31 protein-coding genes are annotated in these 26,338 nt (G+C 61.9%); 20 read left to right on the top strand and 11 right to left on the bottom strand.

Annotation, left to right across the window (positions count from 1 at the left end; all coding sequences use genetic code 11):
* Window positions 1-117: 117 nt before the first annotated feature.
* Window positions 118-1,191 (top strand): branched-chain amino acid ABC transporter substrate-binding protein, encoded by a 1,074-nt coding sequence (locus tag C8D77_RS26580; protein WP_109669675.1) that lies wholly within the window; start codon window positions 118-120, stop codon window positions 1,189-1,191.
* Window positions 1,191-2,216, top strand: a complete 1,026-nt coding sequence (locus tag C8D77_RS26575) for a P1 family peptidase (RefSeq protein ID WP_109669672.1) — start codon at window positions 1,191-1,193, stop codon at window positions 2,214-2,216. The genes C8D77_RS26580 and C8D77_RS26575 overlap by 1 nt, the downstream gene beginning before the upstream one ends.
* Before the next feature lie 13 nt (window positions 2,217-2,229).
* Here C8D77_RS26575 and C8D77_RS26570 read toward each other — a convergent pair whose 3' ends face one another.
* Entirely contained in the window at window positions 2,230-2,484 is a 255-nt protein-coding gene (locus tag C8D77_RS26570) for a DUF2171 domain-containing protein (protein ID WP_013532118.1), read from the bottom strand.
* Between the two features lie 128 nt (window positions 2,485-2,612).
* Between C8D77_RS26570 and C8D77_RS26565 the strand changes: the two genes are divergently transcribed.
* From C8D77_RS26565 to purB, 3 genes are all read left to right on the top strand, one after another.
* Window positions 2,613-3,338 carry a DUF2259 domain-containing protein gene (locus C8D77_RS26565; RefSeq protein ID WP_109669669.1) on the top strand — a complete coding sequence of 242 codons (726 nt, stop codon included), beginning with the start codon at window positions 2,613-2,615 and terminating at the stop codon, window positions 3,336-3,338.
* 107 nt (window positions 3,339-3,445) lie between these two features.
* Window positions 3,446-3,859, top strand: coding sequence for a hypothetical protein (locus C8D77_RS26560; protein WP_109669836.1), 414 nt, complete (start codon window positions 3,446-3,448; stop codon window positions 3,857-3,859).
* A 59-nt stretch (window positions 3,860-3,918) separates the two neighbouring features.
* Window positions 3,919-5,226 carry an adenylosuccinate lyase gene (gene purB, locus C8D77_RS26555; protein ID WP_109669667.1) on the top strand — a complete coding sequence of 436 codons (1,308 nt, stop codon included), beginning with the start codon at window positions 3,919-3,921 and terminating at the stop codon, window positions 5,224-5,226.
* 76 nt (window positions 5,227-5,302) lie between these two features.
* On the opposite strand, the gene C8D77_RS26550 is transcribed toward purB, so the two are convergent.
* Window positions 5,303-6,115 (bottom strand): VOC family protein, encoded by an 813-nt coding sequence (locus C8D77_RS26550; RefSeq protein WP_109669664.1) that lies wholly within the window; start codon window positions 6,113-6,115, stop codon window positions 5,303-5,305.
* Window positions 6,116-6,364: 249 nt separating this feature from the next.
* On the opposite strand from C8D77_RS26550, the gene C8D77_RS26545 reads away from it, so the two are divergent.
* Complete coding sequence (locus C8D77_RS26545; RefSeq protein WP_109669661.1) at window positions 6,365-6,919, top strand: RBBP9/YdeN family alpha/beta hydrolase; 555 nt, start codon at window positions 6,365-6,367, stop codon at window positions 6,917-6,919.
* Window positions 6,920-6,925: 6 nt separating this feature from the next.
* Here the strand turns inward: C8D77_RS26545 and C8D77_RS26540 are convergent, their stop codons facing one another.
* Window positions 6,926-7,699 (bottom strand): HpcH/HpaI aldolase family protein, encoded by a 774-nt coding sequence (locus tag C8D77_RS26540; protein ID WP_109669658.1) that lies wholly within the window; start codon window positions 7,697-7,699, stop codon window positions 6,926-6,928.
* 170 nt (window positions 7,700-7,869) lie between these two features.
* On the bottom strand, window positions 7,870-8,190 hold the full coding sequence (locus tag C8D77_RS26535; RefSeq protein WP_056562205.1) for a DUF1476 domain-containing protein: 321 nt from the start codon (window positions 8,188-8,190) through the stop codon (window positions 7,870-7,872).
* A gap of 274 nt (window positions 8,191-8,464) precedes the next feature.
* On the opposite strand from C8D77_RS26535, the gene purC reads away from it, so the two are divergent.
* A complete protein-coding gene (gene purC, locus C8D77_RS26530) occupies window positions 8,465-9,259 on the top strand; it encodes a phosphoribosylaminoimidazolesuccinocarboxamide synthase (protein ID WP_056594372.1) in 795 nt (264 codons plus the stop codon).
* A 43-nt stretch (window positions 9,260-9,302) separates the two neighbouring features.
* Window positions 9,303-9,545 (top strand): phosphoribosylformylglycinamidine synthase subunit PurS, encoded by a 243-nt coding sequence (gene purS, locus C8D77_RS26525; protein ID WP_109669834.1) that lies wholly within the window; start codon window positions 9,303-9,305, stop codon window positions 9,543-9,545.
* 39 nt (window positions 9,546-9,584) lie between these two features.
* Here purS and C8D77_RS26520 read toward each other — a convergent pair whose 3' ends face one another.
* A complete protein-coding gene (locus C8D77_RS26520; protein WP_109669655.1) occupies window positions 9,585-10,757 on the bottom strand; it encodes a hypothetical protein in 1,173 nt (390 codons plus the stop codon).
* Between the two features lie 407 nt (window positions 10,758-11,164).
* Between C8D77_RS26520 and purQ the strand changes: the two genes are divergently transcribed.
* The 4 genes from purQ (at window position 11,165) to C8D77_RS26500 (ending at window position 13,635) form a co-directional block, all read left to right on the top strand.
* Window positions 11,165-11,833 (top strand): phosphoribosylformylglycinamidine synthase subunit PurQ, encoded by a 669-nt coding sequence (gene purQ / locus C8D77_RS26515; RefSeq protein WP_109669652.1) that lies wholly within the window; start codon window positions 11,165-11,167, stop codon window positions 11,831-11,833.
* An 87-nt stretch (window positions 11,834-11,920) separates the two neighbouring features.
* Window positions 11,921-12,586 carry a glutathione S-transferase family protein gene (locus C8D77_RS26510; protein ID WP_109669650.1) on the top strand — a complete coding sequence of 222 codons (666 nt, stop codon included), beginning with the start codon at window positions 11,921-11,923 and terminating at the stop codon, window positions 12,584-12,586.
* Window positions 12,583-12,990: a hypothetical protein gene (locus C8D77_RS26505; RefSeq protein ID WP_109669647.1), complete on the top strand. Its 408-nt coding sequence runs from the start codon at window positions 12,583-12,585 to the stop codon at window positions 12,988-12,990. Before C8D77_RS26510 ends, C8D77_RS26505 begins: the two co-directional genes overlap by 4 nt.
* A gap of 3 nt (window positions 12,991-12,993) precedes the next feature.
* The gene (locus C8D77_RS26500) at window positions 12,994-13,635 is read left to right on the top strand and encodes a Pr6Pr family membrane protein (protein ID WP_109669645.1); all 642 of its coding nucleotides are present in this window, start codon (window positions 12,994-12,996) and stop codon (window positions 13,633-13,635) included.
* A 2-nt stretch (window positions 13,636-13,637) separates the two neighbouring features.
* On the opposite strand, the gene C8D77_RS26495 is transcribed toward C8D77_RS26500, so the two are convergent.
* Complete coding sequence (locus C8D77_RS26495) at window positions 13,638-13,889, bottom strand: DUF1127 domain-containing protein (RefSeq protein WP_109669642.1); 252 nt, start codon at window positions 13,887-13,889, stop codon at window positions 13,638-13,640.
* Window positions 13,890-13,981: 92 nt separating this feature from the next.
* Between C8D77_RS26495 and C8D77_RS26490 the strand changes: the two genes are divergently transcribed.
* Window positions 13,982-15,400 carry an aminotransferase-like domain-containing protein gene (locus C8D77_RS26490; RefSeq protein WP_109669639.1) on the top strand — a complete coding sequence of 473 codons (1,419 nt, stop codon included), beginning with the start codon at window positions 13,982-13,984 and terminating at the stop codon, window positions 15,398-15,400.
* A 72-nt stretch (window positions 15,401-15,472) separates the two neighbouring features.
* On the opposite strand, the gene C8D77_RS38090 is transcribed toward C8D77_RS26490, so the two are convergent.
* Window positions 15,473-15,799 (bottom strand): hypothetical protein, encoded by a 327-nt coding sequence (locus C8D77_RS38090; protein WP_109669637.1) that lies wholly within the window; start codon window positions 15,797-15,799, stop codon window positions 15,473-15,475.
* Window positions 15,800-15,877: 78 nt separating this feature from the next.
* On the opposite strand from C8D77_RS38090, the gene purL reads away from it, so the two are divergent.
* The 5 genes from purL (at window position 15,878) to C8D77_RS26460 (ending at window position 20,946) form a co-directional block, all read left to right on the top strand.
* Window positions 15,878-18,109, top strand: a complete 2,232-nt coding sequence (gene purL / locus C8D77_RS26480) for a phosphoribosylformylglycinamidine synthase subunit PurL (protein ID WP_109669635.1) — start codon at window positions 15,878-15,880, stop codon at window positions 18,107-18,109.
* A complete protein-coding gene (locus C8D77_RS26475; protein WP_109669632.1) occupies window positions 18,106-18,618 on the top strand; it encodes a hypothetical protein in 513 nt (170 codons plus the stop codon). Before purL ends, C8D77_RS26475 begins: the two co-directional genes overlap by 4 nt.
* Window positions 18,619-18,751: 133 nt before the next feature.
* The gene (locus tag C8D77_RS26470) at window positions 18,752-18,985 is read left to right on the top strand and encodes a BolA/IbaG family iron-sulfur metabolism protein (protein WP_010909092.1); all 234 of its coding nucleotides are present in this window, start codon (window positions 18,752-18,754) and stop codon (window positions 18,983-18,985) included.
* A 184-nt stretch (window positions 18,986-19,169) separates the two neighbouring features.
* Window positions 19,170-19,505, top strand: a complete 336-nt coding sequence (grxD, locus tag C8D77_RS26465; protein ID WP_006332883.1) for a Grx4 family monothiol glutaredoxin — start codon at window positions 19,170-19,172, stop codon at window positions 19,503-19,505.
* A 172-nt stretch (window positions 19,506-19,677) separates the two neighbouring features.
* A complete protein-coding gene (locus tag C8D77_RS26460; protein WP_109669630.1) occupies window positions 19,678-20,946 on the top strand; it encodes a multidrug effflux MFS transporter in 1,269 nt (422 codons plus the stop codon).
* 525 nt (window positions 20,947-21,471) lie between these two features.
* On the opposite strand, the gene C8D77_RS26450 is transcribed toward C8D77_RS26460, so the two are convergent.
* From C8D77_RS26450 to rpsD, 3 genes are all read right to left on the bottom strand, one after another.
* Complete coding sequence (locus tag C8D77_RS26450) at window positions 21,472-22,299, bottom strand: inositol monophosphatase family protein (RefSeq protein ID WP_109669625.1); 828 nt, start codon at window positions 22,297-22,299, stop codon at window positions 21,472-21,474.
* The gene (gene ttcA, locus C8D77_RS26445) at window positions 22,289-23,182 is read right to left on the bottom strand and encodes a tRNA 2-thiocytidine(32) synthetase TtcA (RefSeq protein ID WP_109669623.1); all 894 of its coding nucleotides are present in this window, start codon (window positions 23,180-23,182) and stop codon (window positions 22,289-22,291) included. Before ttcA ends, C8D77_RS26450 begins: the two co-directional genes overlap by 11 nt.
* Window positions 23,183-23,313: 131 nt before the next feature.
* A complete protein-coding gene (gene rpsD / locus C8D77_RS26440; RefSeq protein WP_023759539.1) occupies window positions 23,314-23,931 on the bottom strand; it encodes a 30S ribosomal protein S4 in 618 nt (205 codons plus the stop codon).
* A 378-nt stretch (window positions 23,932-24,309) separates the two neighbouring features.
* Between rpsD and C8D77_RS26435 the strand changes: the two genes are divergently transcribed.
* Entirely contained in the window at window positions 24,310-24,507 is a 198-nt protein-coding gene (locus C8D77_RS26435) for a hypothetical protein (protein WP_027042433.1), read from the top strand.
* A gap of 98 nt (window positions 24,508-24,605) precedes the next feature.
* Here the strand turns inward: C8D77_RS26435 and C8D77_RS26430 are convergent, their stop codons facing one another.
* Window positions 24,606-24,794 carry a DUF3008 family protein gene (locus tag C8D77_RS26430; protein WP_023810328.1) on the bottom strand — a complete coding sequence of 63 codons (189 nt, stop codon included), beginning with the start codon at window positions 24,792-24,794 and terminating at the stop codon, window positions 24,606-24,608.
* 161 nt (window positions 24,795-24,955) lie between these two features.
* Here C8D77_RS26430 and C8D77_RS26425 point away from each other — a divergent pair, with 161 nt between their 5' ends.
* Entirely contained in the window at window positions 24,956-26,335 is a 1,380-nt protein-coding gene (locus tag C8D77_RS26425; RefSeq protein ID WP_109669620.1) for an RNB domain-containing ribonuclease, read from the top strand.
* Window positions 26,336-26,338 lie beyond the last annotated feature (3 nt).

Raw genomic sequence — 26,338 nt, 5'->3', positions numbered from 1 at the left:
GAAGTGCCTGAGCCATATCCCGAAATTCGCGTGTTGCACCAAGGCCGGGCAGCCTTTAGGTCTTGGCGGCAATAGTGCCAGGACCTTAGAACCGGCACGGAGGACTTCATCGCTCGAATGCGACCCAGGACAAGAACAATAGCGGCGCTGTTCTGGCTGTTCATGGCCAGCGCCGCCAGCGCCCAGACGCTGCTGGTCGGCGTCGCCGCGCCCCTGTCGGGACCATCGGCCATTCTCGGCAAGCAGATCGAGGCCGGCACCGGTCTGGCGGCCGAAGCGAACGGCATCGCACTCAAGACCGTAGATGACGCCTGCACCGCCGACGGCGGCGCTGCGGCGGCCAGGGAATTCGTCGCGGCCAAGGTCAATATCGTGGTCGGCTTTCTCTGCACCGAGGCGATCGAGGCAGCGATGCCGATCCTGAAGGACGCCAACATTCCGGTCATAACCGTTGGCGTGCGAACCGAAAGCCTGACCGACCGCCGCGCCAAGACCGGCTGGCCGGTCTATCGCCTCGGGCCGCGCGGCGACGATGAGCGCAACACTGTCGCCTCTGCCCTCACCCATCTGTGGCAGAACGAGCTGTTCGCCATCATCGACGACGGCACCATCTATGGCCGTGAAATCGCCGAAACGTTGCGGGCTGCGGCCGAGCAGGCGGCGCTGAAACCGGTATTCACAGACACGTTCCGGCCACAGCTCGACAATCAGATCGGCATGATCGGTCGGCTGAAGAAGGCCGGCGCCACGCATGTTTTTGCCGGCGGCGACGGCGACGACATCGCTATCATGGGCCGCGATGCCGCACAGCTCCAGGCCGGTATCGTCTTTGCCGGCGGCGAAAATCTCCGCACACCGCCGGGCGATGTGCCTTATGCCGTGGGCACACTGATGATCGCACCGCCGGAATGGGCCGATGTCGCCGACCCCAAAGTTCTGGCAGCCTTCGCCACGCAGAAGATCGTGCCTGACGGCTATACGCTGCCGGCCTTTGCGGCGGTCGAAATCGCCAAGGCGGCGGCAGGCTTGTCTGAAAGCTCGGGCAAGCCGCTGGCTGAAGCCCTGACCGAACAGGATTTCACCACTGCGATCGGGCCGATCCGCTTTGATGCGAAAGGCGATCTCAGCCAGAGCCCCTATCGCGTCTTCCGCTTCGACGGCACACGCTTTGCGCCCTTGGAAAGCAACTGATGTTTCGCACCGGCCCGCGCAACCTGATCACCGACGTTGCCGGCCTGCGCGTCGGCAATGCGTCGGATGCCAGGCTGAAATCAGGCGTCACGACGATCCTTTGCGATGGGCCGACGGTGGCGGGCGTCCAGATCCTGGGCGGTGCGCCGGGCACCCGCGAGACCGATCTGCTCGAGCCGCACAATTCGGTCGAGGTGGTGCACGCCGTGGTGCTTTCCGGCGGTTCGGCTTTCGGCCTCGACGCGGCATCCGGGGTGCAGGCGGCGTTGCGCGAACGCGGCATCGGCCTGGAGGTCGGTGGTTTTCGCGTGCCGATCGTGCCATCGGCGATCCTGTTCGACCTGCGCAATGGCGGCGACAAGGATTGGGGCCGTTATCCACCCTACCGTGAGTTTGGCTATGAAGCAGTGCAAACCGCCACCGTCGATTTCCAACTCGGCACGATCGGTGCCGGCACCGGTGCATTGACCTCAGGGCTGAAGGGCGGTCTCGGCTCCGCCTCGACGCTGCTGGACAGTGGCATCACCATCGGTGCGCTGGCCGCCGTCAATCCGACCGGTTCGGTAACCGTTAGCCGAACCCGCCATTTCTGGGCGGCGCCGTTCGAAATCGGCGACGAATTCGGCGGGCTTGGCTATCCCTCGCCTATGCCGGACGACGCCAAGCAGATTCTTTTGAAATATCGCGACAAGCATTTTGGCAGGCAGATGGAGACCGGCGGCAACACCACCATCGCCGTCATTGCCACCGATGCGGTTCTCACCAAGGCTGCCGCCAAGCGCCTGGCGATATCGGCGCATGACGGGTTCGTGCGCGCCATCTGGCCGACACACACGCCGGCCGACGGCGACCTTGTGTTCGCGCTGGCGACAGGCACGAGCGGCATCGAACTTTCCGCCGACGCGGCAATCGACCTTTACGCCGCTGCCGGTGCCACGATGGCGCGTGCCATCAGCCGCGGCGTCTATGCAGCAACGCCTGCCGAAAACGATCTGTTTCCGGTCTGGTCGTCACGCTTGGGGTGACGCGAAGGGTTGATCAGACCGGGTCGGACTTTTCTTCCTCGAACGTCACCGCGACATCGGAATTCGCCGACAGCCAGACCTTTTTGCCATCGACCTCGGCAATCAGGCTCAGGGGAATGTAATGATGATGGCCCTTGTGAGCCCCCTCGCCGCTGTCGGCCTTGGTCAGCTTGATGCGCTGGCCGTCGACCTTGTCGACGGTGCCGACATGCACGCCATCGGCGCCGACGACTTCCATATGCTCACGAATTTTGCTGGTGTCGGTCATGGTGGTTCTCCATTGGGACTGCCGACATTAACAAATGACGGGCCGATTGGATGCATCGGCTTTTGCACTGCACGACGTTTTGATTTCGTCGTGCTAGGGGATTGAAACGATCACGGGGGTGAAGACCGATGCGAATGCTCTTTCTGTTTGCTGTTGGCTTGCTTGCACAGTTTGCGACCTCGATCGCCGCACGTGCCGGCGATGTCGCCGAGCTTGAAATCCTCGGCTTCACCAAGGACGGCGGCGTCTTCGCTTTCGAGGAATATGGCGTGCAGGATGGATCGGGCTTTCCCTATGCCAACCGCTACTACATCGACACCAGCACCGACAGCTTCCTCAAGGGCACGCCGATCCGGGTCCGGCTCGAGGACGAGAATGCCAAACTGGACGCGGCGCGCCTTCAGGCCCGGCAAAAAGGCGAAGCCATTGTCAGCCAGGCCGAGCTGAGCGCCAACCGCGGCATCACTGCGGGTTTCAACCCAGTGACCGAGCTTTCGGCCGATCCGCACCGGATGGCGGTCAACCCGCGCCCGATCTTTTCGCCGGTAGACCCACCGCTCGAGTTCCGCCTCGATGAGGTCGGCATGAACAACACCGATGGTTGCGAGAGCCAGGGCGAGATCAATGGTTTCCGGCTGCTGCGCATAGAGGCGCAGGATGGCGGCACCACCAAGCTGCTGCACGAGGACAAGGCGATACCGAAAAGCCGGGGTTGCCCGAACGGCTATCGCATCGGCGCCGTGCAGACCTTTTCAATCGACAGTCTGAGCACCTATGCGGTGCTGATCGCGGTGCGCCAATACGGCTTCGAGGGGCCGGACTTTCGCTGGATCGCGGTGACCGGCCGGCTGTGACACCGCTTGTTCAACCCGCCAGGCGCGATCGTGCGCTGAACCGCCTTCGCCACGCGATACCGACGCCGCGCACGGCGTTTTTCGGCGCCTTGTTGTGGGCGGTGACGATGGGCGCCAGTGCGCTCGTCACCCTGTTTTTGGACGACTGGGAGACACCGGCGAAAATCCGCATTGTCACCTTGCTGTTCGCAGTGGGAGCTGCGCTGGCCTTTCCGATTGGCCTGTTTGCGGCGCGGCTGGTGTCGCAGGGAAGGCGCTGGGAAGTCGCCTTCGCGGCGGCGTTCGTGTGCCTCGCCGCGGCGACGATCGGCCTGACCGGCGGGCTGTTTGCCTTGCAGTACCGCTCCTACTATGCCGAGTGGCATGCACCTGCTTTCACCCACACCTGGGCCCTCCAGTTCGTCTTCACGACGTTGATTGCGCTCTATCAGTTCGTCGTGCTGGGCATCCGGCTTTATTTTCCGCTGGGTTTCGTCGCGTTGTTTGCCGCGGGCGTCTGGTTTGCGCGCCAGCAGCGTTGAGCATTTTGCCCGCCTCTGTTAGGACGCGGGCAAACTTCTCGATACGTCAGGACTGACCGATGATCCCTCGCTATTCCCGGCCGGAAATGGTCGCCATCTGGTCGCCCGAAACCCGGTTCCGCATCTGGTTCGAGATCGAAGCCTATGCGTGCGATGCATTGGCCGAACTCGGCGTCATCCCCAGGGAAGCGGCAAAAACCATCTGGGAAAAGGGCAGTGCGGCAAAATTCGATGTCGAGGCGATCGACGAGATCGAGCGCGTCACCAAGCATGACGTCATTGCCTTCCTCACTCATCTTGCCGAATTCGTCGGGCCGGATGCGCGCTTCATCCACCAGGGCATGACGTCTTCCGACGTTCTCGACACCTGCTTTGCCGTGCAGCTTACCCGCGCCAGCGACATCCTGCTCGCCGACATCGACGGCCTCCTTGCAGCACTGAAGCGCCGTGCCTTCGAGCACAAGGACACCGTCACCATCGGCCGCAGCCACGGCATCCATGCCGAGCCGACGACCTTCGGCGTCAAGCTGGCGCAGGCCTATGCCGAGTTCTCGCGGTGCCGCGAGCGCCTGGTGCATGCGCGCGAAGACATCGCCACCTGCGCGATTTCGGGCGCGGTCGGCACCTTCGCCAACATCGACCCCTATGTCGAGGAACATGTGGCGGCGAAGCTCGGCCTGAAACCCGAGCCGGTGTCGACGCAAGTGATCCCGCGCGACCGCCACGCCATGTTCTTCGCCACGCTGGGCGTCATCGCCTCGTCGGTCGAGCGGCTGTCGATCGAGATCCGGCATTTGCAGCGCACCGAAGTGCTGGAAGCGGAAGAGTATTTTTCACCGGGCCAGAAGGGTTCGTCGGCCATGCCGCACAAGCGCAACCCGGTGCTGACCGAAAACCTCACCGGCCTTGCCCGCATGGTGCGCTCCATGGCGCTGCCGGCGATGGAGAATGTGGCGCTGTGGCACGAGCGCGACATCTCGCACTCCTCGGTCGAGCGCATGATCGGGCCGGACGCCACGGTGACGCTCGATTTCGCGCTGTCACGGCTGACCGGCGTCATCGACAAGCTGCTCGTCTATCCCGAGAACATGCTGAAGAACATGAACAAGTTCCGCGGTCTCGTGCATTCGCAGCGCGTCATGCTGGCGCTGACGCAGGCCGGCCTGTCGCGTGAAGACTCCTACCGGCTGGTGCAGCGCAACGCCATGAAAGTTTGGGAGCAAGGCGCTGATTTTCTTGAAGAACTTTTGGCCGACAAGGAAGTGATCGCAGCGCTGCCGGAAGCCGAAATCCGCGAGAAATTCGACCTGGGCTATCACACCAAGCATGTCGACACGATCTTCAAGCGGGTGTTCGGGGAGGCCTGAGACACGTCCGGAATAAAAAGAGGTCCGCAGGCCATAGCCGGCGGACCTCTTTTTTGTTTGATGTTCCGGAGGCCGGTCAGGCCTTGCCGGGAACAGCCCTGATCACCGTGCCCCAGGGATCTTCACGGGTTACCGGGCTCGTCACATTGTCCGAACGCATTTCGACCCAGGCCAGACCAGACCGGGTGGAATCGCGGCGGCCGGCGCCCGAACTCTGCCAGGCGTTGGCGCCGATGTGATGGTGATAGCCGCCCGACGACAGGAACACCGCCTGGCCACCATATTTGGCCACCGTGTCGAAGCCGAATTCCTGGTTCCACCAGGCTTCGGCGTCTTCCGGCTTGCCTACGCGCAGGTGGACATGGCCGACAATGCTGTTTTCCGGCGCGCCCTGCCAGCCGGCATCACCTGCCGGTACTTCGGCAACGACGGACGGGATGTTCAGCCGCTCCGTCGCCATGGCTATCTTGTCGCCATTCCACTTCCAGTCCTTGGGGAGGCGATCTGCATAGATCTCGATGCCGTTGCCTTCGGGATCGGTCAGGTACAGCGCTTCGCTGACCAGATGGTCGGAAGCGCCCTCGATAGTAATCTTGTCTGATATGGCGTGGTTGATCCAGCGGCCGAGATCGGCGCGGCTGGGCAGCAGGAAGGCTGTATGGAAGAGGCCGGCGCTACGCGGATCATCCGGCTTGGCCGAAGGATCGGCCTCGATGACCAGCAGCGGACGGTTGGCGGCGCCCAGCGTGATCGCACCATCGGCGCGACTCAACTCCTGCAGACCAACAACTTTGCGATAATATGCGGCAAGACTTTCGGCGTCGCGTGCCTTCAACCCGACGCGGGCAACGCTGACCGGGGTGGTGGCGGCAAAAGGCAGTTCACTCATCAGATGCTCCGTTCGACCGGCTTGCGATGAAACTCCCAGGGCGAGAAGCCCCGCGCCGCCAATCATTGTACGTCGTGTCAGTTCCAAAGTCAGGGTTCCCGCACACGGCTGTTTCTTTTCCTGACCACAGATCGTCCATCGGCATCGTTCACACAAGACGCGAAGAAGCGAACATCGTGTTCACTATTGTGATCAAGAGCGCTGTTCGTGCCCGTTGCACGAAGCGGCGCTGCTCGCTATCTCAGCGTCATGAAGGTTAGAGACGCAGATATTCTCGTCGTGCCGGGTTACACCAATTCCGGCCCCGATCATTGGCAGAGCCGATGGCAGTCGAAGCTGTCGACGGCGCGCCGCGTCGAGCAAACGGAATGGTCGAAGCCGGTGCGTGAGGACTGGACGGCGAGCGTGGCCAAGGCCGTCAACGAGGCCGAGAAACCGGTCGTCCTGGTCGCGCACTCGCTTGGTGTCGCCGCGGCGGTGCAAGCCATTGCGCAGTTCAGGAAGCCGGTTGCCGGGGCCTTCTTCGTGGCGCCGCCCGATGTCGCCAATCCCAAGGTCAAGCCGAGGCATCTGATGACCTTCGGTCCCTACCCGCGCGAGCCGCTGCCTTTTCCATCCATCGTCATCGCCAGCCGCAACGACCCGTTCTGCGCCTTCGATGTCGCCGAGGACATTGCCGGGGCGTGGGGCTCACTGTTCATCGATGCCGGCGAGACCGGTCACCTCAACGCGGATTCGGGCTTCGGGCCGTGGCCCGAAGGTTCGATGACCTTCGCCAAATTCCTGACGGATCTGAAGGCCTGAGCGTCTTCAGGAGTCGATCGAATCCCTGACGCTCTTGATCAGGGTTTTTGCGCCGAGCCCGATCAGCGCGTGTTCCGAGCCCATGGCCAGCAGGCGGTAGCCCATCGACACGACACGGCCGGCAATTGCCGGCTCGACGACATAGATCGCGGCGTGCTTTCCGGCCTTGCGGGTGCGCTCGGCGACCGAAGCCACCGTCTCCATCATGCTTTCCAGCGTCGAATTGATCGTGGCGCCATTGCTCCAGGCGATCGAGAAATCCGATGGTCCGAGGAAGATGCCGTCGATGCCCGGCGTGTCGAGGATGCCATCGAGCGCATCAAGGGCCGCCCGCGTCTCGACCATGGCGAAAGCCATGGTGCGCTGGTTGGAGTCGCGCAGCCAGTCGGCCTGGTCGCCCTTGCCGTGGCGCGGAAAAGCGTAGGTCGGCCCCCAGGAGCGCTCGCCGAGCGGCGGATATTTCATCGCGGCTGCGAACAGTTTTGCGTCGGCAACCGAGTTCACCATCGGCGCAATGACAGCCTCGGCGCCGAAGTCGAGCGCGCGGCTCGCCATGTCGAAACGGCCGACAGGAATGCGCACCAGCGCCGGCTTGCCGGCAGCGAGCACCGGCACCAGGCCACGCAGCACGCTGTCCTCGTGATGACCGCCATGCTGCATGTCGAGCGTAACGGCGTCGAAACCCTGCTTGGCGACGATTTCGACGGTCAAGGCATCCGGCACACCGGACCATGCGGTGAACAGCGTTTCATCGGCCGCAAGGCGGGACTTCAGGGACATGGACTCTTTCCTCGTTAACATCAGCAGTTTCAGCCGGAAACCGCGGCAAAGGCAAAGAAAAACCGCCCGGATAGGCCGGGCGGTCGATTGGTCCAGTCATTCTTTGTCTGTCGCAGGTTCTCTGTCGCAAAAACCGTGGGACACTTTTGCGGAACCGGCTTTGGCCCGGATCAGGTGTTCTTGATCTGCTCGATCGCCTGCGCCATCAACTCGTCCATGGTACGACGGATCTGATGGTCCGACTGGTCGACGCCGGCCGCATCGAAATCCTTGCGGATCTTGCGGAACACGTCGTGGTCGCCGGCTTCCTCGATGTCGGAAACAACCACTTCCTTGGCATAGGCGTCGGCGTCGGCGCCCGACTTTCCGAGCTTTTCGGCGGCCCACAGGCCGAGCGCCTTGTTGCGGCGCGCCGAGGCCTTGAACCGAAGTTCCTCGTCGAAAGCAAATTTGCGCTCGAAGCCCTCTTCGCGGTCTTTCATGCTGCTCATGGCGTCCCTCCGGGTCAAATTCGATTCGTTGGCAGTGAATATGTGTGTTGCCAAAGCACAAACCAAAAGGTCGCGGGCCGGTCAATACGCTTCATCGCATGCTGCGCTGCGGCATTTCAGTCCCGAAAGCGGTTGATTGGAAGGATTTGCCGATTGAGCAAACGATGTGATTGGGATAGACCCGGCATTGAACCCCACCGTAGCCGCACTATTTCAGGCAGACGGACAGAAAATGGTCTGATACCGCCTGTCCGAAACCCCAGAGAAAAATCAGATGAAAAATCGCCGCCGCATTTATGAAGGCAAGGCCAAGATCCTCTATGAGGGACCCGAACCGGGCACGCTTATCCAGTTCTTCAAGGATGATGCAACCGCGTTCAATAAGAAGAAACACGAGGTCATCGACGGCAAGGGCGTCCTCAACAACCGCATTTCCGAGTACATTTTCAACCATCTCAACCGCATGGGCATTCCGACCCACTTCATCCGCCGGCTGAACATGCGCGAGCAGCTGATCAAGGAAGTCGAGATCATTCCGCTCGAAGTGGTGGTGCGCAATGTCGCAGCCGGTTCGCTGTCCAAGCGTCTCGGCATCGAGGAAGGCACGGTTCTGCCGCGCTCGATCATCGAATTCTACTACAAGGCCGATGCGCTCGACGATCCGATGGTGTCGGAAGAGCACATCACCGCATTCGGCTGGGCAAGCCCGCAGGAGATCGACGACGTGATGGCGTTGGCCATCCGTGTCAACGACTTCCTCTCCGGCCTGTTCATGGGCGTCGGCATCCAGCTCGTCGACTTCAAGATCGAATGCGGCCGCCTGTTCGAGGGCGACATGATGCGCATCGTCGTCGCTGACGAGATTTCGCCGGACTCCTGCCGCCTGTGGGACGTGGCGACGCAGGACAAGCTCGACAAGGACCGTTTCCGCCGCGACATGGGCGGCCTTGTCGAAGCCTACCAGGAAGTTGCCCGCCGCCTCGGCATCATGAACGAGAACGAGCCGCCGCGCCCGACCGGCCCTGTGCTTGTCGCCTCGACCGAAGGCATCAAAGGCAAGCCGCACTGATAGCGGCTTGCAACCCGATAGTCAGAACAGGAGCATGTCCAGCGTGATCAAGGCCCGCATTACCGTCACCCTCAAGAACGGCGTGCTCGACCCGCAAGGCAAGGCGATAGAACACGCATTGTCCGGCCTGGGCTTCGGCGGCGTCGGCGCGGTACGGCAGGGCAAGGTATTCGACATCGAGCTGGCGGAAAGCGACAAGGCCAAGGCCGAAGCGGACCTCAAGGCCATGTGCGACAAGCTGCTGGCGAACACGGTGATCGAGAATTATAGTGTGACGCTGGGGTGACGTCGACAGCGCCCGCCAGCTGGCGGGCGATAATCCCGTCTAGATCGGGCGTGGACTGCGCGGCCTGCGAATCCACAAATAATAGATCGCGACGGCGCCAGCGATAATCGCGAGCAGTTTGTAGAACATTCGTTTGACATCACCGCCGTCGAAAACCTTGTCGATCCCTTCGGGACTGGCCGGATTTCGCAACACCTCGATCTCGGTGCCGACCGATGTGGGCATCTTCACATAATAATCTCCTGCCACGTCAAACGAATACTCGCCACCACCCGGAGCGCGATAGATGAGCCTTGCGGTGGGAATTTTCGTGATGCGCCAAGCACCCTCTCCCGGCGCCAAGGCCGGAGCAGCCCTCGCGGCATCTGAAGAGCAATCGGCGCGAGACCGCTCTACCCAGTCGCGCCTGACTTTCACTTCCAGCACACATTGCATGCCAGTCTCGACCACGTTCGCCTTTTGCCGCTCCCAAGTGAACGTGTGAATGAAGCGGAGGACGGCCGGCTTCATTGACCATGCGCCGGCGTAAAACAACGCCGCCGCCAGGGCAGTCATTGCAACCTTGACCGCGATTCGCCCGCTTGCCCTGCGTCGCTGAGCCCATTCCAGGGTTCGCAACTGTATTTCCCGGGTCCGAGGATCGTCAGAAAGCTGGCTCGGATCGCGCCCGTCGGCGATCGCGCGCTGCAGGCCCATCAACACCATTATGTTGAACCAACCCACAAGCGCGACCATCAGAAGGTGCCAATGCAACCGATGAAAGGTGGTGTGATGGCTAGCAATACAGGCGTTTGCGAAATCAATCCGAGACAAGCCGTGACGACCACCCGCGTTCCAGACACCGTCCCCCGAAACAAGCGGCAACAACAAGAATGCCGTAAGGCCCGCTCCAGTCAGAAAAAGCGCGCGGTAGGCGCGAAAGCGCCTCTTGTAGGTAAAGACATCAATCGCATCCGATATGATCATCCCTGCAGAAATGACGCCGAGGCCGACTGAAATGATCGTGGTCATGAGAAACAGGCGTGTGAACGAGACGGCACAGGCGCCGAGGCTCGTATGGAGGGAAAGCCACTTTGAAAAAAGCTCCCCCGTGGAAGGGCTGGCGTTCCACATCAGCATGAATGCGAACGCGCCGAGCGACGCCACGATCGTCGCCGACACCCACATGGAGCGTCGAATGTCCTCGCGTTCTTTGATCTTGCCGTTGTCCACCGGAGTCTCAAGTCGTTTGCAGCCATCGTCCTTATGCTGCTGCAGACGTTAAAATCCCGGATTCATACTGTATAAAAATCTTCAGAGAGCGTCTCGGACACTTCGAAGGCGAGCCCAGACTTGATCAATAGTGAGAATCCCAGCCCATCATTGGACGTTTCGCAGCTACAGATCTTGATCGATGGCTTTGTTCCAGCGACTTCCGCGCGTTCACCGGAAAAGCCGCGTGATTTGAACGAGCGTGAAACTTTCCAAACGCAATCCCACGCCGGAAAGTGTTATCCTGCGCGCCGACTCGGCAGCCATGACCAGGAACGGGGCATTATTCTTCTCTCCGACAACCGTGTCTGGTTGACCAACCACGTTTCACCCCGGTATCTGGTTCAGATGCTCGAACGGGAACTGCCATGAAATCAGCCGTCGTCCTCCTGCCCGGCCTCAATCGCGACCGCGATATGATCGCGGCGCTGACCAAGATTTCCGGAACACCGCCGGTCACCGTCTGGCAGACTGACACCGAAATCCCCGATGTCGACCTGATCGCCATTCCGGGCGGCTTTTCCTTCGGCGACTATCTTCGCTGCGGCGCGATCGCGGCGCGCATGCCGGTCATGCGGGCGGTTGCCGAAAAGGCAGCCGCGGGCGTCACGGTCATCGGCGTCTGCAACGGTTTTCAGATCCTGGTCGAGGCCGGCTTGCTGCCGGGCGCATTGATGCGCAACACCTCGCTGAAATTCGTCTGCCGGCAGGTGAAACTCGAGATCACCAACGCCAACACCATGTTCACCCGCCGCTACCAGCCGGGCCAGATCATCCGCTCGCCGGTGGCGCATCATGACGGCAATTATTTCGCCGATGCCGACACACTTGCCCGCCTCGAAGGCGAAGGCCAGGTGGTGTTCCGCTATGCGGACGGCACCAACCCCAATGGCTCGATCAATGACATTGCCGGCATCGTCAACAGCCAGGGCAATGTGCTCGGCCTGATGCCGCACCCGGAAAACCTGATCGAAGCAGCCCATGGCGGCACGGACGGCCGTGGACTGTTCGAAAGTGTCCTCGGCATCGCTGCCTGACGTCATCGAAGCGAACAGCTTGAAAACAGCCGGACATTCCTGTCTCTTTATCAGGGCAAGTCCGATTCATTGGGGAGAGAGACGGTCATGAAACTCTATTCGCGGCCGTTGTCGCCCTACTCGTCGATCGTGCGGGCACTAGCCTACATCAAGGATGTACCGCTCAAGATCATCGCGCCGCCACCGGGTTTTCCGATCCCTGAAGCGTTTCGCGCCATCTCACCGATGAACCGGATTCCGGTGCTGATCACCGGGTCGGGCGAAACGATCGTCGAGTCGGTGGTCATCGCCGAATATCTCGAGGAACGGTTTCCGGAACCGGCGCTGCTGCCGCCCGACTCCAAGGACCGTGCGCTGGTGCGCATGTTCGCCCGTATCACCGATCTCGATGTGCTGACCCCGACGATGAAGCTTTTCGAGCTTCATTTCGTGCCGAAGCGAAACAATGCCGAGATCGACGCCCAATTCGCCCGCCTGCATCACGGGCTGGCGGCAATCGAGGCGCGCATGGCGCAAGGGCCTTTCGCGCTCGGTGACGACATCAGTTTCGCCGATGCATGGCTGACGCCGACGCGGTTCATTTTCAACAATTTCCGGGCCATGACAGGGCGCCACGACCTGCTCGACGCCTATCCCAAATTCGATGCCTATGAGCAGATCGCCTCGCAGCATCCGGCATTGTCGCGGGTGTGGGGCGAGATGACCGACGGTTCGAAGATCTTTCTGTCCGAACTTGAGATGGGTGCCGCTTGATCAGGAGCAAGACGATCGCGCTGGTTGCCGCGGCCGGTTTCGCCTTGGCATCCTGCCAATCGACGCCGAAGAGCACGCCAGTCCCGTCAGGCAAAAGTGCAGCGCTTCTGGCTATGGAACAAGTGGCGATAGCGGCCCACAAATGCTGGATCGCTAGCAAGGACCCGGCCTTCAAACAGTATCAGATGGCCAACGAACTGAATTCGTTCAGCGGCACACCGCGTTTCCTGCTGGTGCCGGCCAAGCACTATGGCGGCAAACCGCTGCTGGTCGTGCAGGCGCAAGGCAATTCAAGCCGCGTCGATGCGTTCGGTCCGTTGATGAACGACCCGCTCGGCGCCCGCATTGGCTCTGACATCGCCCGCTGGCAAGCCGGCAATCCGGCCTGCGCCGCGACGGCCTAGCCCATGGGCCGGTTCCTGCAGATTGCGGGTCTGGTCATCGGTCTGGCCGGGCTCGTCCTGCAGTTCTGCATCACCATTCCGGCGTCGATGGAAGCCGGCCGCAGCCTGCTTGGCTCCATCGTCTTCCTGCTCAGCTTCTTCACCATCCTGACCAACATCGGTGCAGTGCTGGTGTATACGTCGCTGCTGTCGCCCTCCGGCTATGCGTGGTTGCCCGCCTTCGCCGGGCCGCGGATGCGCGCTGGCGTCGCGGTTTCGATCGCGCTGGTCTTCACCATCTATGCCACGGTCCTTGCACAGCTTTGGCAACCGCAGGGACTGTTCCTGCTCTGCGACGTCCTGCTGCATTATGTGACGCCGGTGCTGTTCGTGCTGTGGTGGCTGATATCAGGCACTGACGGTCGGACGCGCTGGAGCGACATTTCCTGGTGGGTGCTCTATCCCATCGCCTATCTGATCTATGCGCTGGCGCGGGCGCCGTTTGCCGGCGAGGTGCCCTACCCCTTCCTCGACGTCGCCAAGAATGGCGCAGCCAGCGTCGCCATCTCGGCGCTGGCCATCACCGGACTTTTTCTCGTGCTGTGCGTGGTCGCCGTCCTTGCAGACCATGGCGTTGCACGCACCAGGGCTCCAAAACTCCGCTAGCTTCAGTCCCAGAACGGCCTGATGCCCTCGAGGTGGGCATCGCAGCGCGAAATGCCGATATCCTTGAGCTGGTCGTCGGTCATTTCCAGCAGCGCCAGCCGGCTGCGTCGGCGCTCCAGCAGGCTGTCGATCCATCTCGCCAGCGATCTGACCAGGCGCACCAGACGGCTGACAAAGCCGCGCCGGCCCGATGGGCGTGTCGATTGACCTGATAACGCGGCGCTCGAATGACGAATTGTCGCGATTGTATTCATTTTCTTTCTACCAGAATTCTAAATTGTACCCTTTTGGCACGCGATTGATATGTATTGACTCAGAATTCGACGCAATATAGAAAATTGTCACCATGACAAATTGGCTTCCAGATCTCACTGCCGGCTCCGGCCCGCTGTATCAGCGGCTGGCGGATTCCATCGAAACGGACATCGATCGGGGCGTGATCGATGCCGGCGCAAAGCTGCCACCGCAGCGCGACCTCGCCTACGACATCGGCACCACCGTCGGCACCGTCGGCCGGGCCTATCAATTGCTGCGCGAGCGCGGGCTGGTCAGCGGCGAAGTCGGGCGCGGAACCTATGTGCTCGGCCAGCGCGCCGATGGCGCAAAACCGGACTTCCTGGCTCCGGACGTCAGCGGCGAAGGCACACGCACTATCGATGCACCGCGCGGCGAGCTGCGTTTCGACAGCATGGCGGCGCCCGACGTCGGCCAGGGCGCTGATGTCTCCGATGTCCTGTCGCGCGTGGCGCAGGACCATCCACATGAGATTTCAAGCTACGTCAGGGATTTTCCCGACCGCTGGTACGAAGCCGGCGCCCGTTGGCTGTCGCGCAATTCGTTTCACCCAAATGCCGACGCCATTGTCCCGACGCTCGGCACCCATGCCGCGGTGATGGCAGCGATCGCCGCGCTGACCACGCCGGGCGACTATGTCGCCTTCGAGCACCTCACCTATTCACAGATTTCCCGCAGCGCCGGTCTGATCGGCCGGCGGACGGCCTTGGTGGCATCGGACGATGAAGGCATCGATCCCCAGGATTTCGAGCGCGTCTGCGCGCAAAAGCATCCCAAGATGATCTTCCTGATGCCGACGGTGCAGAATCCGACACTGGTGACCTTGTCGGCGGCGCGCCGCGAAGCAATCGCGCGCGTCGCACGCGAATACAATGTCGTTCTCATCGAGGACGATCTCTATGGCCACCTCACCGATGATCCGACGCCGTTGCTGGCCGAGTATGCCCCTGAACGCACCATTGTCGCCGGCGGCCTGTCGAAGTCGGTCGCGGCCGGTGTGCGCGGCGGCTGGCTCTCCTGCCCGCCCGCCTACCGCCACCGCATCCGTGTCGCCCACAAGATGATGACCGGCGGGATGCCCTTCCTGCTGGCGGAGGTGAATGCCCGCTTGGTGCTTTCCGGTCAGGCCGGCGATATCCGCAAGCGCAGCATCGCCGAAATCAGCGCCCGCATCGCGATCGTGCGCGAGACTTTGGCCGGCTTCGCGTTCAAGTCGCACGACAAGGTGCCCTTTGTCTGGCTGACTTTGCCCGACCCGTGGCTTTCCGGCACCTTCAAGAATGCTTGCCTCGAGCACGGCGTGCTGATCAATGACGAGGACCAGTTCAAGGCCGGTCGCTCCGAGCAGACTTTCCACGGCATCCGCTTCGGTATTTCACAGCCGAAACAACGCAAGGACATCGCTGAAGGCGTCGCGGTGATCCGGCGTCTGCTGGATGAAGGCCGCGCCGGCTACGACAGCTTCTCGTGAGCCAACTCGCGACTGACAGGCCCATTAATAAGCGTCGGTTTGGCGCAGAGCAGCCCCTCCATGGCTCTCAGATCAGCCCTCTGCCTTGAAGTTCTTGGCTTCCTTCTCGGCGTTGTCTTTCCCGTGCTTCTCAGCCAGCTCCTTGGCCTGCCCAGGTGAAACGTCGGTGGTCTCCGCGATATGCATAGCCTCCTTGTCCGAGAGGCGATTGTCTTTCTTGCCCTGCTTGGTGGCCATGGTCCAAATCTCCCGATTGGTTGGAGACTTAACGGCCGGAATGTCATCCCGTTCCCCAATGGCGGTGCAGAAGCCTTCACAAACAGACAACAACGTTCCCCCACGACCCGCGATCTCGTCGCGCCCGTCGTCACCTTGTAGCTTTCCGTTGTTTTTCAGCATCCGATGGGGTGTATTGGCTCCCAAGCTTGCGATAAGACGGGACTCAAATCCCAACGCCCCGGATACAAATCGCCGCCCATGACCATTTCCAATTCCGTGCCGATCACCCCCGAGCTCATTGCCGCGCACGGGCTGAAGCCCGACGAGTATCAGCGCATTCTCGACCTTGTCGGGCGCGAGCCGAGCTTCACCGAACTCGGCATCTTCTCGGCGATGTGGAATGAGCACTGCTCCTACAAATCCTCGAAGAAGTGGTTGCGCACGCTGCCCACCACCGGCCCGCGCGTCATCCAGGGACCGGGCGAGAATGCCGGCGTGGTCGACATCGGCGATGGCGACTGCGTCGTCTTCAAGATGGAGAGCCACAACCACCCGTCCTACATCGAGCCCTACCAAGGTGCCGCGACCGGCGTCGGCGGCATCCTGCGCGACGTCTTCACCATGGGCGCGCGGCCGATCGCGGCGATGAATGCGTTGCGCTTTGGCGCGCCTGACCACCCCAAGACCAGGCATCTCGTTTCGGGCGTGGTCTCCGGTGTCGGCGGCTATGGCAACGCCTTCGGCGTGCCGACGGTCGGCGGCGAGGTCAATTTCGACGCCCGCTACAACGGCAACATCCTGGTCAACGCTTTTGCAGCGGGCCTGGCCAAGACCGACGCGATCTTCCTATCGGAAGCCAAGGGCGTCGGCCTGCCGGTCGTCTATCTCGGTGCCAAAACCGGCCGCGACGGCGTCGGCGGCGCCACAATGGCCTCGGCCGAATTCGACGACAAGATCGACGAGAAGCGCCCGACCGTTCAGGTCGGCGACCCCTTCACCGAAAAGTGCCTGCTGGAAGCCTGCCTCGAACTGATGGCCTCGGGCGCCGTCATCGCCATCCAGGACATGGGTGCTGCCGGCCTCACTTGCTCGGCGGTCGAAATGGGCGCTAAGGGCGACCTCGGCATCGAGCTCGATCTCGACAAGGTGCCGGTGCGCGAAGAGCGCATGAGCGCCTACGAAATGATGCTTTCGGAAAGCCAGGAGCGCATGCTGATGGTGCTGCGCCCGGAAAAAGAAAAGGAAGCCGAGGCGATCTTCCACAAATGGGGGCTCGACTTCGCCATCGTCGGCAAGACCACCGACGATCTGCGCTTCCGCGTGCTGCACCAGGGCGACGAGGTCGCCAACCTGCCGATCAAGGATCTCGGCGACAAGGCACCCGAGTATGACCGGCCGTGGGTCGAGCCGAAGAAGCCTGCGCCGCTGGCCGCCAATGACGTTCCGCAGGCCGATGTTGCCGATGCGCTGCTGAAGCTGCTCGGCGGCCCCGACCTGTCCTCGCGCCGTTGGGTCTGGGAACAGTATGACACGCTGATCCAGGGCAATTCGCTGCAGCTTCCAGGCGGCGATGCCGGTGTGGTCCGGGTCGAAGGCCATGCGACCAAGGCGCTCGCCTTCTCCTCCGATGTGACGCCGCGCTATTGCGAGGCTGACCCCTATGAGGGCGGCAAGCAGGCGGTGGCCGAATGCTGGCGCAACCTGACCGCCACCGGCGCTCTGCCGCTGGCGGCCACCGACAACCTCAATTTCGGCAATCCGGAACGGCCCGAGATCATGGGGCAGCTGGTTGGCGCGGTGAAAGGCATCGGCGATGCCTGCCGCGCTCTTGGCTTCCCGATCGTCTCCGGCAACGTCTCGCTCTACAACGAGACCAACGGCCAGGGCATTCTGCCGACACCGACCATCGGCGGCGTCGGCCTGATCGCCGACTGGTCGAAGATGGTGCGGACTGGCTTTGCGGCGCCAGGCCAGATGATCCTGCTGGTTGGCGCGCCCGCCTCCTGGGGAACGCATCTTGGCCAATCGGTCTATTTCAGGGACATCCACGGCCGCACGGATGGCCCGCCGCCGCCGGTCGACCTTGAGCATGAAAAACGCGTCGGCGACCACGTGCGTTCGCTGATCGCATCCGGCATCGTCACGGCGGCGCATGATGTTTCCGATGGCGGCATCGCCGTGGCTCTGGCCGAAATGGCGATGGCGTCAGGTATCGGCGCCACCGTTCCCGGGCTCGTCGGCACTGACCCGATCCCGGTCTGGTTCGGCGAGGACCAGGGTCGCTATTTGCTGACGCTGTCGATCGACCCGCATGGCGATGAATGGGACTCCATTCGCAAGCAGCAGAGCGAACTCGGCATCTTCGCGCCGTGGATCGGCTCAACCGGCGGCAGCGTGCTGAAGCTTGGCGAGGCGCGGTCAATCCCGGTCAGCGAATTGACCGGGGCCTACGAAGGCTGGTTCCCGCGCTTCATGGATCAGGCCAGTTGACCACACTGGCCGCCCGGGCGCTGCTTGCAGTCGTTTTCTGGCCGTCGCTGTTCTTCTTCTGGTTCCTCGGGCCGTTCGTCTTTTTCCTGCTGTCGACGACCTCGAGCGAGGTTTGCGCCCGGCTGGAAACGCGCGTGCAGTTTCTTGCCGCGGCCAACGGCGCCATCCCGATGCTGGCGCTGCAGAACCTCATCTACGCGGTCCCGATCGTCTGCCTGGTGCTGTGGGGCCGCCTCGCGCCGGATCCGGCACGGGCAAGGCATATCGTCACCTGCATCAAGCTTTTTGCCAGCGCGGCGGTCGTCGGGGCGTTGTGGGAGTACGGCTCGTCACTTGTCTGCGACGGTTACGGACAACCGTTCTTCTCGACCGCCTGGCAGATGACGAGTTATCTTCCCATCGTCAGCCTGGCTGTCAACGTTCCGCTCTATGTGCTGGCCTTCAGCCTTGGTCGCGCTTTCTCGACGCGCGAGGACGTTGCTGAGGATGAAGCAAGCCCACCGGCCTAGGTCCTCCCTGAGGTTCCCGGAACCGTCTTGCCCTTGGCGGGACAGAACGGCTTCAATCCGGACCGGAAAGGCTTTAGGCTCGCCCGACTCTCATCTTATGGCCGGCTACCGGCGCTCGAAACAGGATTTTGCCATGGCAATGGATGCCCACGACATCGAAAAACTGATCAAGGACGGCATTCCGGACGCCAAGGTGACGATTCGCGACCTCGCCGGCGACGGCGACCATTATGCGGCCGAGGTGGTGGCCGAGAGCTTTCGGGGAAAAAGCCGCGTCCAGCAGCACCAGATGGTCTACGACGCGCTGAAGGGCAATATGGGTGGGGTGCTGCACGCACTCGCCTTGCAGACCAGCGTTCCCGACTGACCCGCGCCGGAATATAGACCGCAACCTCACGAGTCGGTGTCGAGGGGACTGCTTGGCCCAACACGGCCCATCCTTTGCGCCATTTCAGCCACGGCACGGCTAATGTCTTGTTTCGAGCAATCGTTGGGTTTATTTGAAGGGATATGTTTCGAGCCTGACTCCCACAGGCGGGAAAGGATATTCCATGAGCGGTATCAACGACTACATCGACAACGAAGTGAAGGGCAACGACGTCGTCCTTTTCATGAAGGGCACGCCCGGTTTCCCGCAATGCGGATTTTCCGGCCAGGTCGTCCAGATCCTCGACTATATCGGCGCCGACTACAAAGGCGTGAACGTTCTGGACTCCGCCGAACTGCGCCAGGGCATCAAGGAATATTCCAACTGGCCGACGATCCCGCAGCTCTACGTCAAGGGCGAATTCGTCGGCGGCTGCGATATCATCCGCGAGATGTTCCAGGCGGGAGAACTCCAGACATTCCTGGTCGAAAAGGGCGTCAGCGTCAAAGGCGCCGCCTGATTTCTGTTTTTCGTGCATGTCGTCTGCCTGAAACAGCCGTACAGTTTCGGGTGACGTGCACCAAACGCCAGGGCAGCCCCACCTCGGCAATTTTATGTCCTGAACCCAGGACCAAGACGAGCCAATGCGCCGGCCCGCCCGGCGCATTTTCGTTTGAAAGATCGGACTTGCCGTGGACCAGCAAAAATCAGCGCCGCAATCGGCAAGCAAACTGCCTATTCCACGCTGGGAGTTCATCGCGTTGTGCGCGGCGCTGATGGCGCTGAATTCGCTGGCCATCGACATCATGCTGCCGGCTCTGCAGCAGATCGGCGCCTCGCTCGGCGTCGAAAATGAAAACCACCGGCAGTACGTCATAACGGCCTACATTCTGGGCTTCGGCGGCGGCCAACTGTTCTTCGGGCCGATCTCGGATCGCTTCGGCCGTCGCGCACCACTGGTCGCCGGGCTGGTGATCTATGTCGCCGCGGCTGCGGCGGCCGCCGTTGCACCAAGCTTTGAAACACTTCTGCTGTGCCGGGCCGTGCAAGGCCTCGGTGCGGCCGCGACCCGCGTCATTGCCGTCTCGATTGTGCGTGATACGTTCGACGGCCGGCGCATGGCCGAGGTGATGTCGCTGATCTTCATGGTGTTCATGGCGATACCAGTCATTGCTCCCGGCATCGGCCAGTTCATCATGCTGTTTGCGACCTGGCATTGGATCTTCGTCACCATGGCTGTCGGTGCGCTGATTGTCTCGGCCTGGTCGCTGCTGCGCCTGCCTGAAACATTGCATCCCGAACATCGCCGGCCGCTGACCGTGAACTCGATTGTCGGTGGCTTTCGCATCGTGCTCACCAACCGCATTGCCATCTGCTATGCCTTCGCCAGCACCTTCGTTTTCGGCGCCATGTTCGGCTTCATCGCCTCGGCGCAGCAGATCTATGTCGACATATTCAACGTCGGCGAGATGTTCCCGGTCATCTTCGCCGGGGTTGCCGGCGTGCTTGCTTTCTCCAACTTTCTGAACTCGCGCCTTGTCGGCCGCATCGGCATGCGCCGTCTGTCGCAGAGCGCGCTGCTGCTGTTCCTGGTCATCAGCCTTGCCTGGCTGGTCGTTTCGCTGGAAATGAAGATGCCGCTGTGGCTGTTCATCGCCTTTTTTGCCAGCGCCATGCTTCCGTTCGGTGCGCTCGGCGCGAATTTCAACGCGTTGGCCATGGAGCCGCTCGGCCAACTGGCCGGCACGGCGTCGTCCATCCTGGGTTTCATGCAGACGTTTCTCGGCGGCATTCTCGGCACGCTGATCGGTCAGGCTTTCAACGGCACGGTAACACCGCTGGCCGCTGGTTTCTGCAGCGTCTCGGTCGCAGCGCTGCTGATGATCTTCATCGCCGAGCGCGGCAAGATGTTCCAGCCGCAGAACCCGCCCGTTCTAGGGCACATCACCGACTTGCACTAAATTGTTGTTTTGCGCATGTCGTTCTCCCAAAACCGACGCCACTTTTGGGCGACATGCATCAGGACGAACCTTCAAGGGCTGCCGTGAAGCGAGGCGCAAGCATACGCCCCGCGATTGCTCCACCCATGCTGTCCGAAAAGGGCAATGGCAAAGCGTCATCGAGTGCCCTGAGGATTGAAGCCACGAAGGCCCGGCCGAGCCGGGCATCGGTCCCCAGGTCGGAATATGTGGCGCGAGGCTTGCCAATCAGTGTGCCGTTGCGGCGAAGCGAGAACCGCAGCGTCAGGGACATGCCGGCGGTTCCGGGCGGCGGCTTCCAACACGCATAGATAGCGTCCGACATCTCCTTTATCGTGTCGACGGGATCGGAGCTGCGACAGCTGCGCTCGTGCGAGCTTGCTTCGTGGGAGCTGGCAAACAGGGCGGCTGCAAGAGCCGCCGTCACAATTGCGAACCGAGGTTTCATTCGAGAGCCTTCGGATTTGCTTGAGATTGGATTGCTCTTCCAGCTGACCTTAGGTGATCCTATTGCGCCCAGAGCTCGCGGCGCAATTCGTGCCAGCTTTCCCGGTCGGGCGCGACAAGCAGGCCGCCGCCGAGATGCGAGGGCAGATAGGCGCTGCCGTCGAAACGTGCGGCATGGCCGCCAGCCTCGGCATGGATCAGCATACCGGCCAGATGATCCCACGGCATCAGCTTGTTGTAGACGACGAAGTGGGCATGGCCGCTCGCCAACAGACGGTATTCGTGCGCCGCGCAGCGATAGGCGAACTGCGACAGGATCTTCGTCTGGTTGCGCGCCAGCCGCGACCGCTCCGGCTCGGGCATATATTGCCAGGAGACAGAGCCGGTCATTTGCGAGATCGGCGCGGGTGCTGCGACATGCACCCTCTCGATGCTGCCATGCGCATGCCGGATATGGCTGCCGGCGCCCCTGGCGCCGATCAGCCAGTCCTTGCCGACGGGATCGTGGATGATGCCGGCAACGGTCTCGCCCTTGATCACGACCGCCAGCATGACGCCGAACAAAGGCACGCCGGAGGCGAAGTTGAAAGTGCCGTCCACCGGGTCGATGACGAAAGCCAAATCGGCATCGCCCAACCCGTTCAACAGCGCTGGATTGTCGGAACAGGCCTCCTCGCCGACGACCATCGCCGAGGGGTAGCGCTCGCGCAGCCTGGCAGTGATGAGCCGCTCGGCGTTGACGTCGGCCTCGGTCACCAGGTCGGCGGCCGAGGTCTTCTGGCGGATGTCACCCTCGCCCAGCCGTCGAAAGCGCGGCATGATCTCGGCTTTTGCCGCATCGGACAGAAGGCCAGCGAGCCAGTCGATCGCGGTGTCGTCAAATGTCATCGGATATGTCTAGCCTTGTGCTGAGGGTCTCATTGAGCGCCGCGAAATCGAACAGTTTTCTGTCGAGCAGATGCGATGGCCTGCTGTTGGACAGTGCGCGTAGCATCATGTCCTTACGACCGGGCATGCGCTTTTCGATATCCTCGAGCATCGCCTTCATGGCGTTGCGCTGGAGACCTTCCTGGCTGCCGCAAAGATCGCAGGGAATGATCGGGAACTGCATTGCGGCAGCGAATTTTTCCAGATCAACCTCGGCGCAGTAGCTCAACGGCCGCAGCACCATGACGTCGCCCTCGTCGTTGAGCAGCTTGGGCGGCATGGCGGCGAGACGGCCGCCATGGAACAGGTTCATGAAGAAGGTTTCGAGAATGTCCTCGCGATGGTGGCCGAGCACCAGCGCCGAGCACCCCTCCTCGCGCGCAATGCGGTAGAGATGGCCGCGCCTGAGACGCGAGCAGAGCGAGCAATAGGTGCTGCCCGCAGACAGCTTGTCGGTGACGACGGAATAGGTGTCCTGATACTCGATGCGATGCGGGACGGCGTATCTGTCGAGATAGTCCGGCAGGATATGTTTGGGGAAATTCGGCTGGCCCTGATCGAGATTGCAGGCCAGCAGATCGACCGGCAGCAGCCCACGCCATTTGAGGTCGAGCAGCACGGCGAGCAGACCGTAGGAATCCTTGCCGCCCGACAGCGCGACCAGCCAGCGCTGGCCGGGCTTCACCATCGAGAAATCCTCGATCGCCTGTCGGGTCAGCCGCAGCAGCCGCTTGCGCAATTTGTTGAACTCGACCGAGGATGGCACATCGGCAAACAGCGGATGAAAGCCGCCCTCGATGTCGCTGGCTCGTTCAAGCGATTCGGCGTCTGGCAGCATGTTCATGGCGTCAGTTCCAAAATCCGGGAGCAACGACTGTCCGGCGCTTCGTTGCGCCCGGAATTAGCGGAGATGGCCGACAAAGAAAAGGCCGCCTCGACGGGCGGCCTTTGCATGGTATCGCAAAACGCGTTCGCTTAGCGCGAATAGAATTCGACGACCAGGTTCGGTTCCATCTGCACGGCGAACGGAACGTCCGCCAGGCCGGGGATGCGCGAGAAGGTCGCGACCATCTTGTTGTGATCGGCTTCGATGTAATCCGGCACGTCGCGTTCGGCCAGGCCGACCGCTTCGAGAACGATGACCAGCTGCTTCGACTTTTCGCGCACTTCGACGACATCGCCCGGCTTGCAGCGATACGAGCCGATGTTGACGCGCTTGCCGTTGACGTTGACGTGGCCGTGGTTGACGAACTGACGGGCGGCGAAAATGGTCGGCACGAACTTGGCGCGGTAGACGACCGCGTCGAGACGCGACTCGAGCAGGCCGATCAGGTTCTCCGAGGTGTCGCCCTTGCGGCGATCCGCCTCTTCATAGACCTTGCGGAACTGCTTTTCCGAAACGTCGCCATAGTGACCCTTCAGCTTCTGCTTGGCGCGCAGCTGCAGGCCGAAATCGGAAAGCTTGCCCTTGCGGCGCTGGCCATGCTGGCCGGGGCCGTATTCACGCTTGTTGACCGGGGACTTCGGGCGGCCCCAGATGTTTTCGCCAAGACGGCGGTCGATCTTGTACTTCGCGGATTCGCGCTTGCTCATCGCATTCCCTTTTCAAAACAACACACCCGGAACCTCATGGCCCGGGTGAAGGAAACGCGCCCTCCTCTGGCCCCCGTTTTCGAGACCTGACAGGGTTTTCCCACGCAACGCGGCGGAAAACCCACGGGACACGTCATTTCAAACAAGATAGTAGAATTGAGTTTCCACGAATCTTGCGCACATAAAGAAAACCACCGGGCATTGCGGCCCGGTGTTGGCGCGCTGATTAAACGGAGATTTAACCGGTGTCAAGCTTGTGGCTGGCGCGGCGCAACGCAACCCTATAGCGTTCACGACGTTGATGCGATGCCGGATGTGGCGGGAGGTTTGCGCCAACGGCACCAGGAAGGGATCTGGAGCTTGAGGAGTCCAATGAGCATGAAGAAGTTCTTCCTTACCTTGGCAGGCGCCGCGGTGCTTGCAGGTTCGATGGCGGTGGCGCCCGAACCGGCGATGGCGCGCCATTGGCATGGCCACAAACAAGTCTGCCGCATCATCGTCAAGAAGAGAGTGGTGTGGCGGCACGGCCATCGCAGGGTGATCGTCGAGCGGATACGGCGCTGCCATCGCTGGTAAGGCAAAACATTTGCCCGGAGATTCTGCTTAAGGAAACAAGGCCCGCAGTTCCGCTGCGGGCCTTGTTTCCTTGGGCCGGCGTTTCGCGAATGACACACTCAGTCTTTTGACTTCTTTTCCGGCAGCCCTTTGCGCTTGGTCTCGGCGAATTCCTCGAGCTGCTTTTCGCTCATCGATTCGTACATTCCCTTGGAAGCGCCTTGGAGTTCGCTCTTCTTCGTTTCGCCGCGCTTGGCCGACAAGGCAGCGCCGGCGGCTTTCTGCTGGGCTTTCGAGGTGGCTGGCATGGTGCTTCTCCTTTCCTGTCGGAGAAACGCCGCGCTTCGGCGGTGGTTCCAGCGCCGGCGGTCCAGTCCCTCAGCCGACTGTGCCAGCCCATCAGGCGGCCGGCTTGGGCGATTTCGTTGGCAGCCTTCCCGCCTCCGGAGCCCTGGTGTAGGACGGCTGAATGAAATCACTGACCGATCCCTCGCAAGCACTCTCCACCGGCCTCGCGAAAATCCGCACCGAATTCCACGTGCCGGATGGATTTCCGGTAGCCGTAATGGCCGCCGCGGAGGCGGCGGCCAAACGTTTGCCCAACCAGCATGCCGATCGAACTGATATACCCTTCGTCACGCTGGATCCGGCAGCCTCCACCGATCTTGATCAGGCGTTTTCAATCGAGGCGAGCGGCAGCGATCTTCTGCTGCATTATGCCATTGCCGACGTAGCCTGGTTCGTCGAAGACGGCGACGCGATCGATCTCGAGGCCTGGACGCGAGGCGAGACGCTTTACTTGCCGGACGGCAAGGCCGGTCTATATCCGCCGGCACTTGCCGAGGGTGCGGCGAGCCTGTTGCCGGATGGACCGCGTCCAGCTGTCATCTTCACCGTTCGGGTCGCTGGGGACGGTCTGGTGAAATTGGACGGCGCGGAGCGGGCAATCATCCAAAGCCGCGCGAAGCTCGCCTATGACAGCGTGCGGGCCTCCGATGTCCCGGCCGGCTTTGCCGAAATGGCGCGACGCATGGCGATGAACGAAAAGGGTCGTGGCGCGTCCCGCGTCGACCCGCCCGAGCAGGAGGTGGAAAGGCTGGCCGATGGCACATTCCGGCTTTCGTTCAGACCGCTGCTGCAATCCGAGCAAGACAACGCCGCGCTTTCGCTGGCCGCCAACATGGCGATTGCCGATGCCATGCTTGCGCACCATACCGGGTTGTTCCGTGTGATGTCGGAGCCAGATGCTTTCAAGGTGCAAAGACTGCGCAACGCGGCACAGGCTCTGGGACTGTCTTGGCCGGCCTCCACCAGCTTGCGTGACTATCAGCGAACCCTTGACCCGGCCGATCCGCAACAGGCGGCGCTGATGCTGGAAATCCGGCATGCAAGCCCCGGCGCATCTTACCAACCCTACAAAGAGGGGGTTGTCCCCTGGCATGAGGCGATGGCTGCGACCTATGCTCATGCAACTGCGCCGCTCAGGCGGCTGGCCGATCGCTACGTCGTGCGCTGCGCGCTGGCGATCGCCAACGGCCAGCCCGTGCCGCAGGCCGTCACCGATGCGTTCGCTGGACTGCCGAAGGTGATGGGGCGTGCGGATGCCAGCGCTTCGCAGATCAACCATGCGGCCATCGACCTTGCCGAGGCGGTCATGCTCAGGGGACGCGAGGGAGAGACGTTCAGAGCCGTCGTGACCGACGTCAACCATGGCGTGCGCGTCCAACTTGCCGACATGCCTGTCGTGGCCAACCTGAAGGCCTCCGGGCTCGAACAGGGTGATGGCCTGACGCTAAGGTTGGTCTCGGCCGATCCGGATCAACGCAGCATCGTGTTCGAACCTGCCTGAACG

The organism is Mesorhizobium loti, assembly GCF_003148495.1.
In the GTDB taxonomy this organism is placed as follows: Bacteria; Pseudomonadota; Alphaproteobacteria; order Rhizobiales; family Rhizobiaceae; genus Mesorhizobium; species Mesorhizobium loti.
Note: the sequence above shows the minus strand (reverse complement) of the source record. Positions and strands in the feature narration are given on the sequence as shown.

What these genes read in the sequence shown, in the direction of transcription:
- C8D77_RS26580 (WP_109669675.1), top strand. Translation starts at nt 118, where the DNA reads ATGCGACCCAGGACAAGAACAATAGCGGCGCTGTTCTGGCTGTTCATG.
- C8D77_RS26575 (WP_109669672.1), top strand. Translation starts at nt 1,191, where the DNA reads ATGTTTCGCACCGGCCCGCGCAACCTGATCACCGACGTTGCCGGCCTG.
- C8D77_RS26570 (WP_013532118.1), bottom strand. Translation starts at nt 2,484, where the DNA reads ATGACCGACACCAGCAAAATTCGTGAGCATATGGAAGTCGTCGGCGCC.
- C8D77_RS26565 (WP_109669669.1), top strand. Translation starts at nt 2,613, where the DNA reads ATGCGAATGCTCTTTCTGTTTGCTGTTGGCTTGCTTGCACAGTTTGCG.
- C8D77_RS26560 (WP_109669836.1), top strand. Translation starts at nt 3,446, where the DNA reads ATGGGCGCCAGTGCGCTCGTCACCCTGTTTTTGGACGACTGGGAGACA.
- purB (WP_109669667.1), top strand. Translation starts at nt 3,919, where the DNA reads ATGATCCCTCGCTATTCCCGGCCGGAAATGGTCGCCATCTGGTCGCCC.
- C8D77_RS26550 (WP_109669664.1), bottom strand. Translation starts at nt 6,115, where the DNA reads ATGAGTGAACTGCCTTTTGCCGCCACCACCCCGGTCAGCGTTGCCCGC.
- C8D77_RS26545 (WP_109669661.1), top strand. Translation starts at nt 6,365, where the DNA reads ATGAAGGTTAGAGACGCAGATATTCTCGTCGTGCCGGGTTACACCAAT.
- C8D77_RS26540 (WP_109669658.1), bottom strand. Translation starts at nt 7,699, where the DNA reads ATGTCCCTGAAGTCCCGCCTTGCGGCCGATGAAACGCTGTTCACCGCA.
- C8D77_RS26535 (WP_056562205.1), bottom strand. Translation starts at nt 8,190, where the DNA reads ATGAGCAGCATGAAAGACCGCGAAGAGGGCTTCGAGCGCAAATTTGCT.
- purC (WP_056594372.1), top strand. Translation starts at nt 8,465, where the DNA reads ATGAAAAATCGCCGCCGCATTTATGAAGGCAAGGCCAAGATCCTCTAT.
- purQ (WP_109669652.1), top strand. Translation starts at nt 11,165, where the DNA reads ATGAAATCAGCCGTCGTCCTCCTGCCCGGCCTCAATCGCGACCGCGAT.
- C8D77_RS26510 (WP_109669650.1), top strand. Translation starts at nt 11,921, where the DNA reads ATGAAACTCTATTCGCGGCCGTTGTCGCCCTACTCGTCGATCGTGCGG.
- C8D77_RS26500 (WP_109669645.1), top strand. Translation starts at nt 12,994, where the DNA reads ATGGGCCGGTTCCTGCAGATTGCGGGTCTGGTCATCGGTCTGGCCGGG.
- C8D77_RS26495 (WP_109669642.1), bottom strand. Translation starts at nt 13,889, where the DNA reads ATGAATACAATCGCGACAATTCGTCATTCGAGCGCCGCGTTATCAGGT.
- C8D77_RS26490 (WP_109669639.1), top strand. Translation starts at nt 13,982, where the DNA reads ATGACAAATTGGCTTCCAGATCTCACTGCCGGCTCCGGCCCGCTGTAT.
- C8D77_RS38090 (WP_109669637.1), bottom strand. Translation starts at nt 15,799, where the DNA reads ATGCTGAAAAACAACGGAAAGCTACAAGGTGACGACGGGCGCGACGAG.
- purL (WP_109669635.1), top strand. Translation starts at nt 15,878, where the DNA reads ATGACCATTTCCAATTCCGTGCCGATCACCCCCGAGCTCATTGCCGCG.
- C8D77_RS26470 (WP_010909092.1), top strand. Translation starts at nt 18,752, where the DNA reads ATGGCAATGGATGCCCACGACATCGAAAAACTGATCAAGGACGGCATT.
- grxD (WP_006332883.1), top strand. Translation starts at nt 19,170, where the DNA reads ATGAGCGGTATCAACGACTACATCGACAACGAAGTGAAGGGCAACGAC.
- C8D77_RS26450 (WP_109669625.1), bottom strand. Translation starts at nt 22,299, where the DNA reads ATGACATTTGACGACACCGCGATCGACTGGCTCGCTGGCCTTCTGTCC.
- ttcA (WP_109669623.1), bottom strand. Translation starts at nt 23,182, where the DNA reads ATGAACATGCTGCCAGACGCCGAATCGCTTGAACGAGCCAGCGACATC.
- rpsD (WP_023759539.1), bottom strand. Translation starts at nt 23,931, where the DNA reads ATGAGCAAGCGCGAATCCGCGAAGTACAAGATCGACCGCCGTCTTGGC.
- C8D77_RS26435 (WP_027042433.1), top strand. Translation starts at nt 24,310, where the DNA reads ATGAAGAAGTTCTTCCTTACCTTGGCAGGCGCCGCGGTGCTTGCAGGT.
- C8D77_RS26430 (WP_023810328.1), bottom strand. Translation starts at nt 24,794, where the DNA reads ATGCCAGCCACCTCGAAAGCCCAGCAGAAAGCCGCCGGCGCTGCCTTG.
- C8D77_RS26425 (WP_109669620.1), top strand. Translation starts at nt 24,956, where the DNA reads ATGAAATCACTGACCGATCCCTCGCAAGCACTCTCCACCGGCCTCGCG.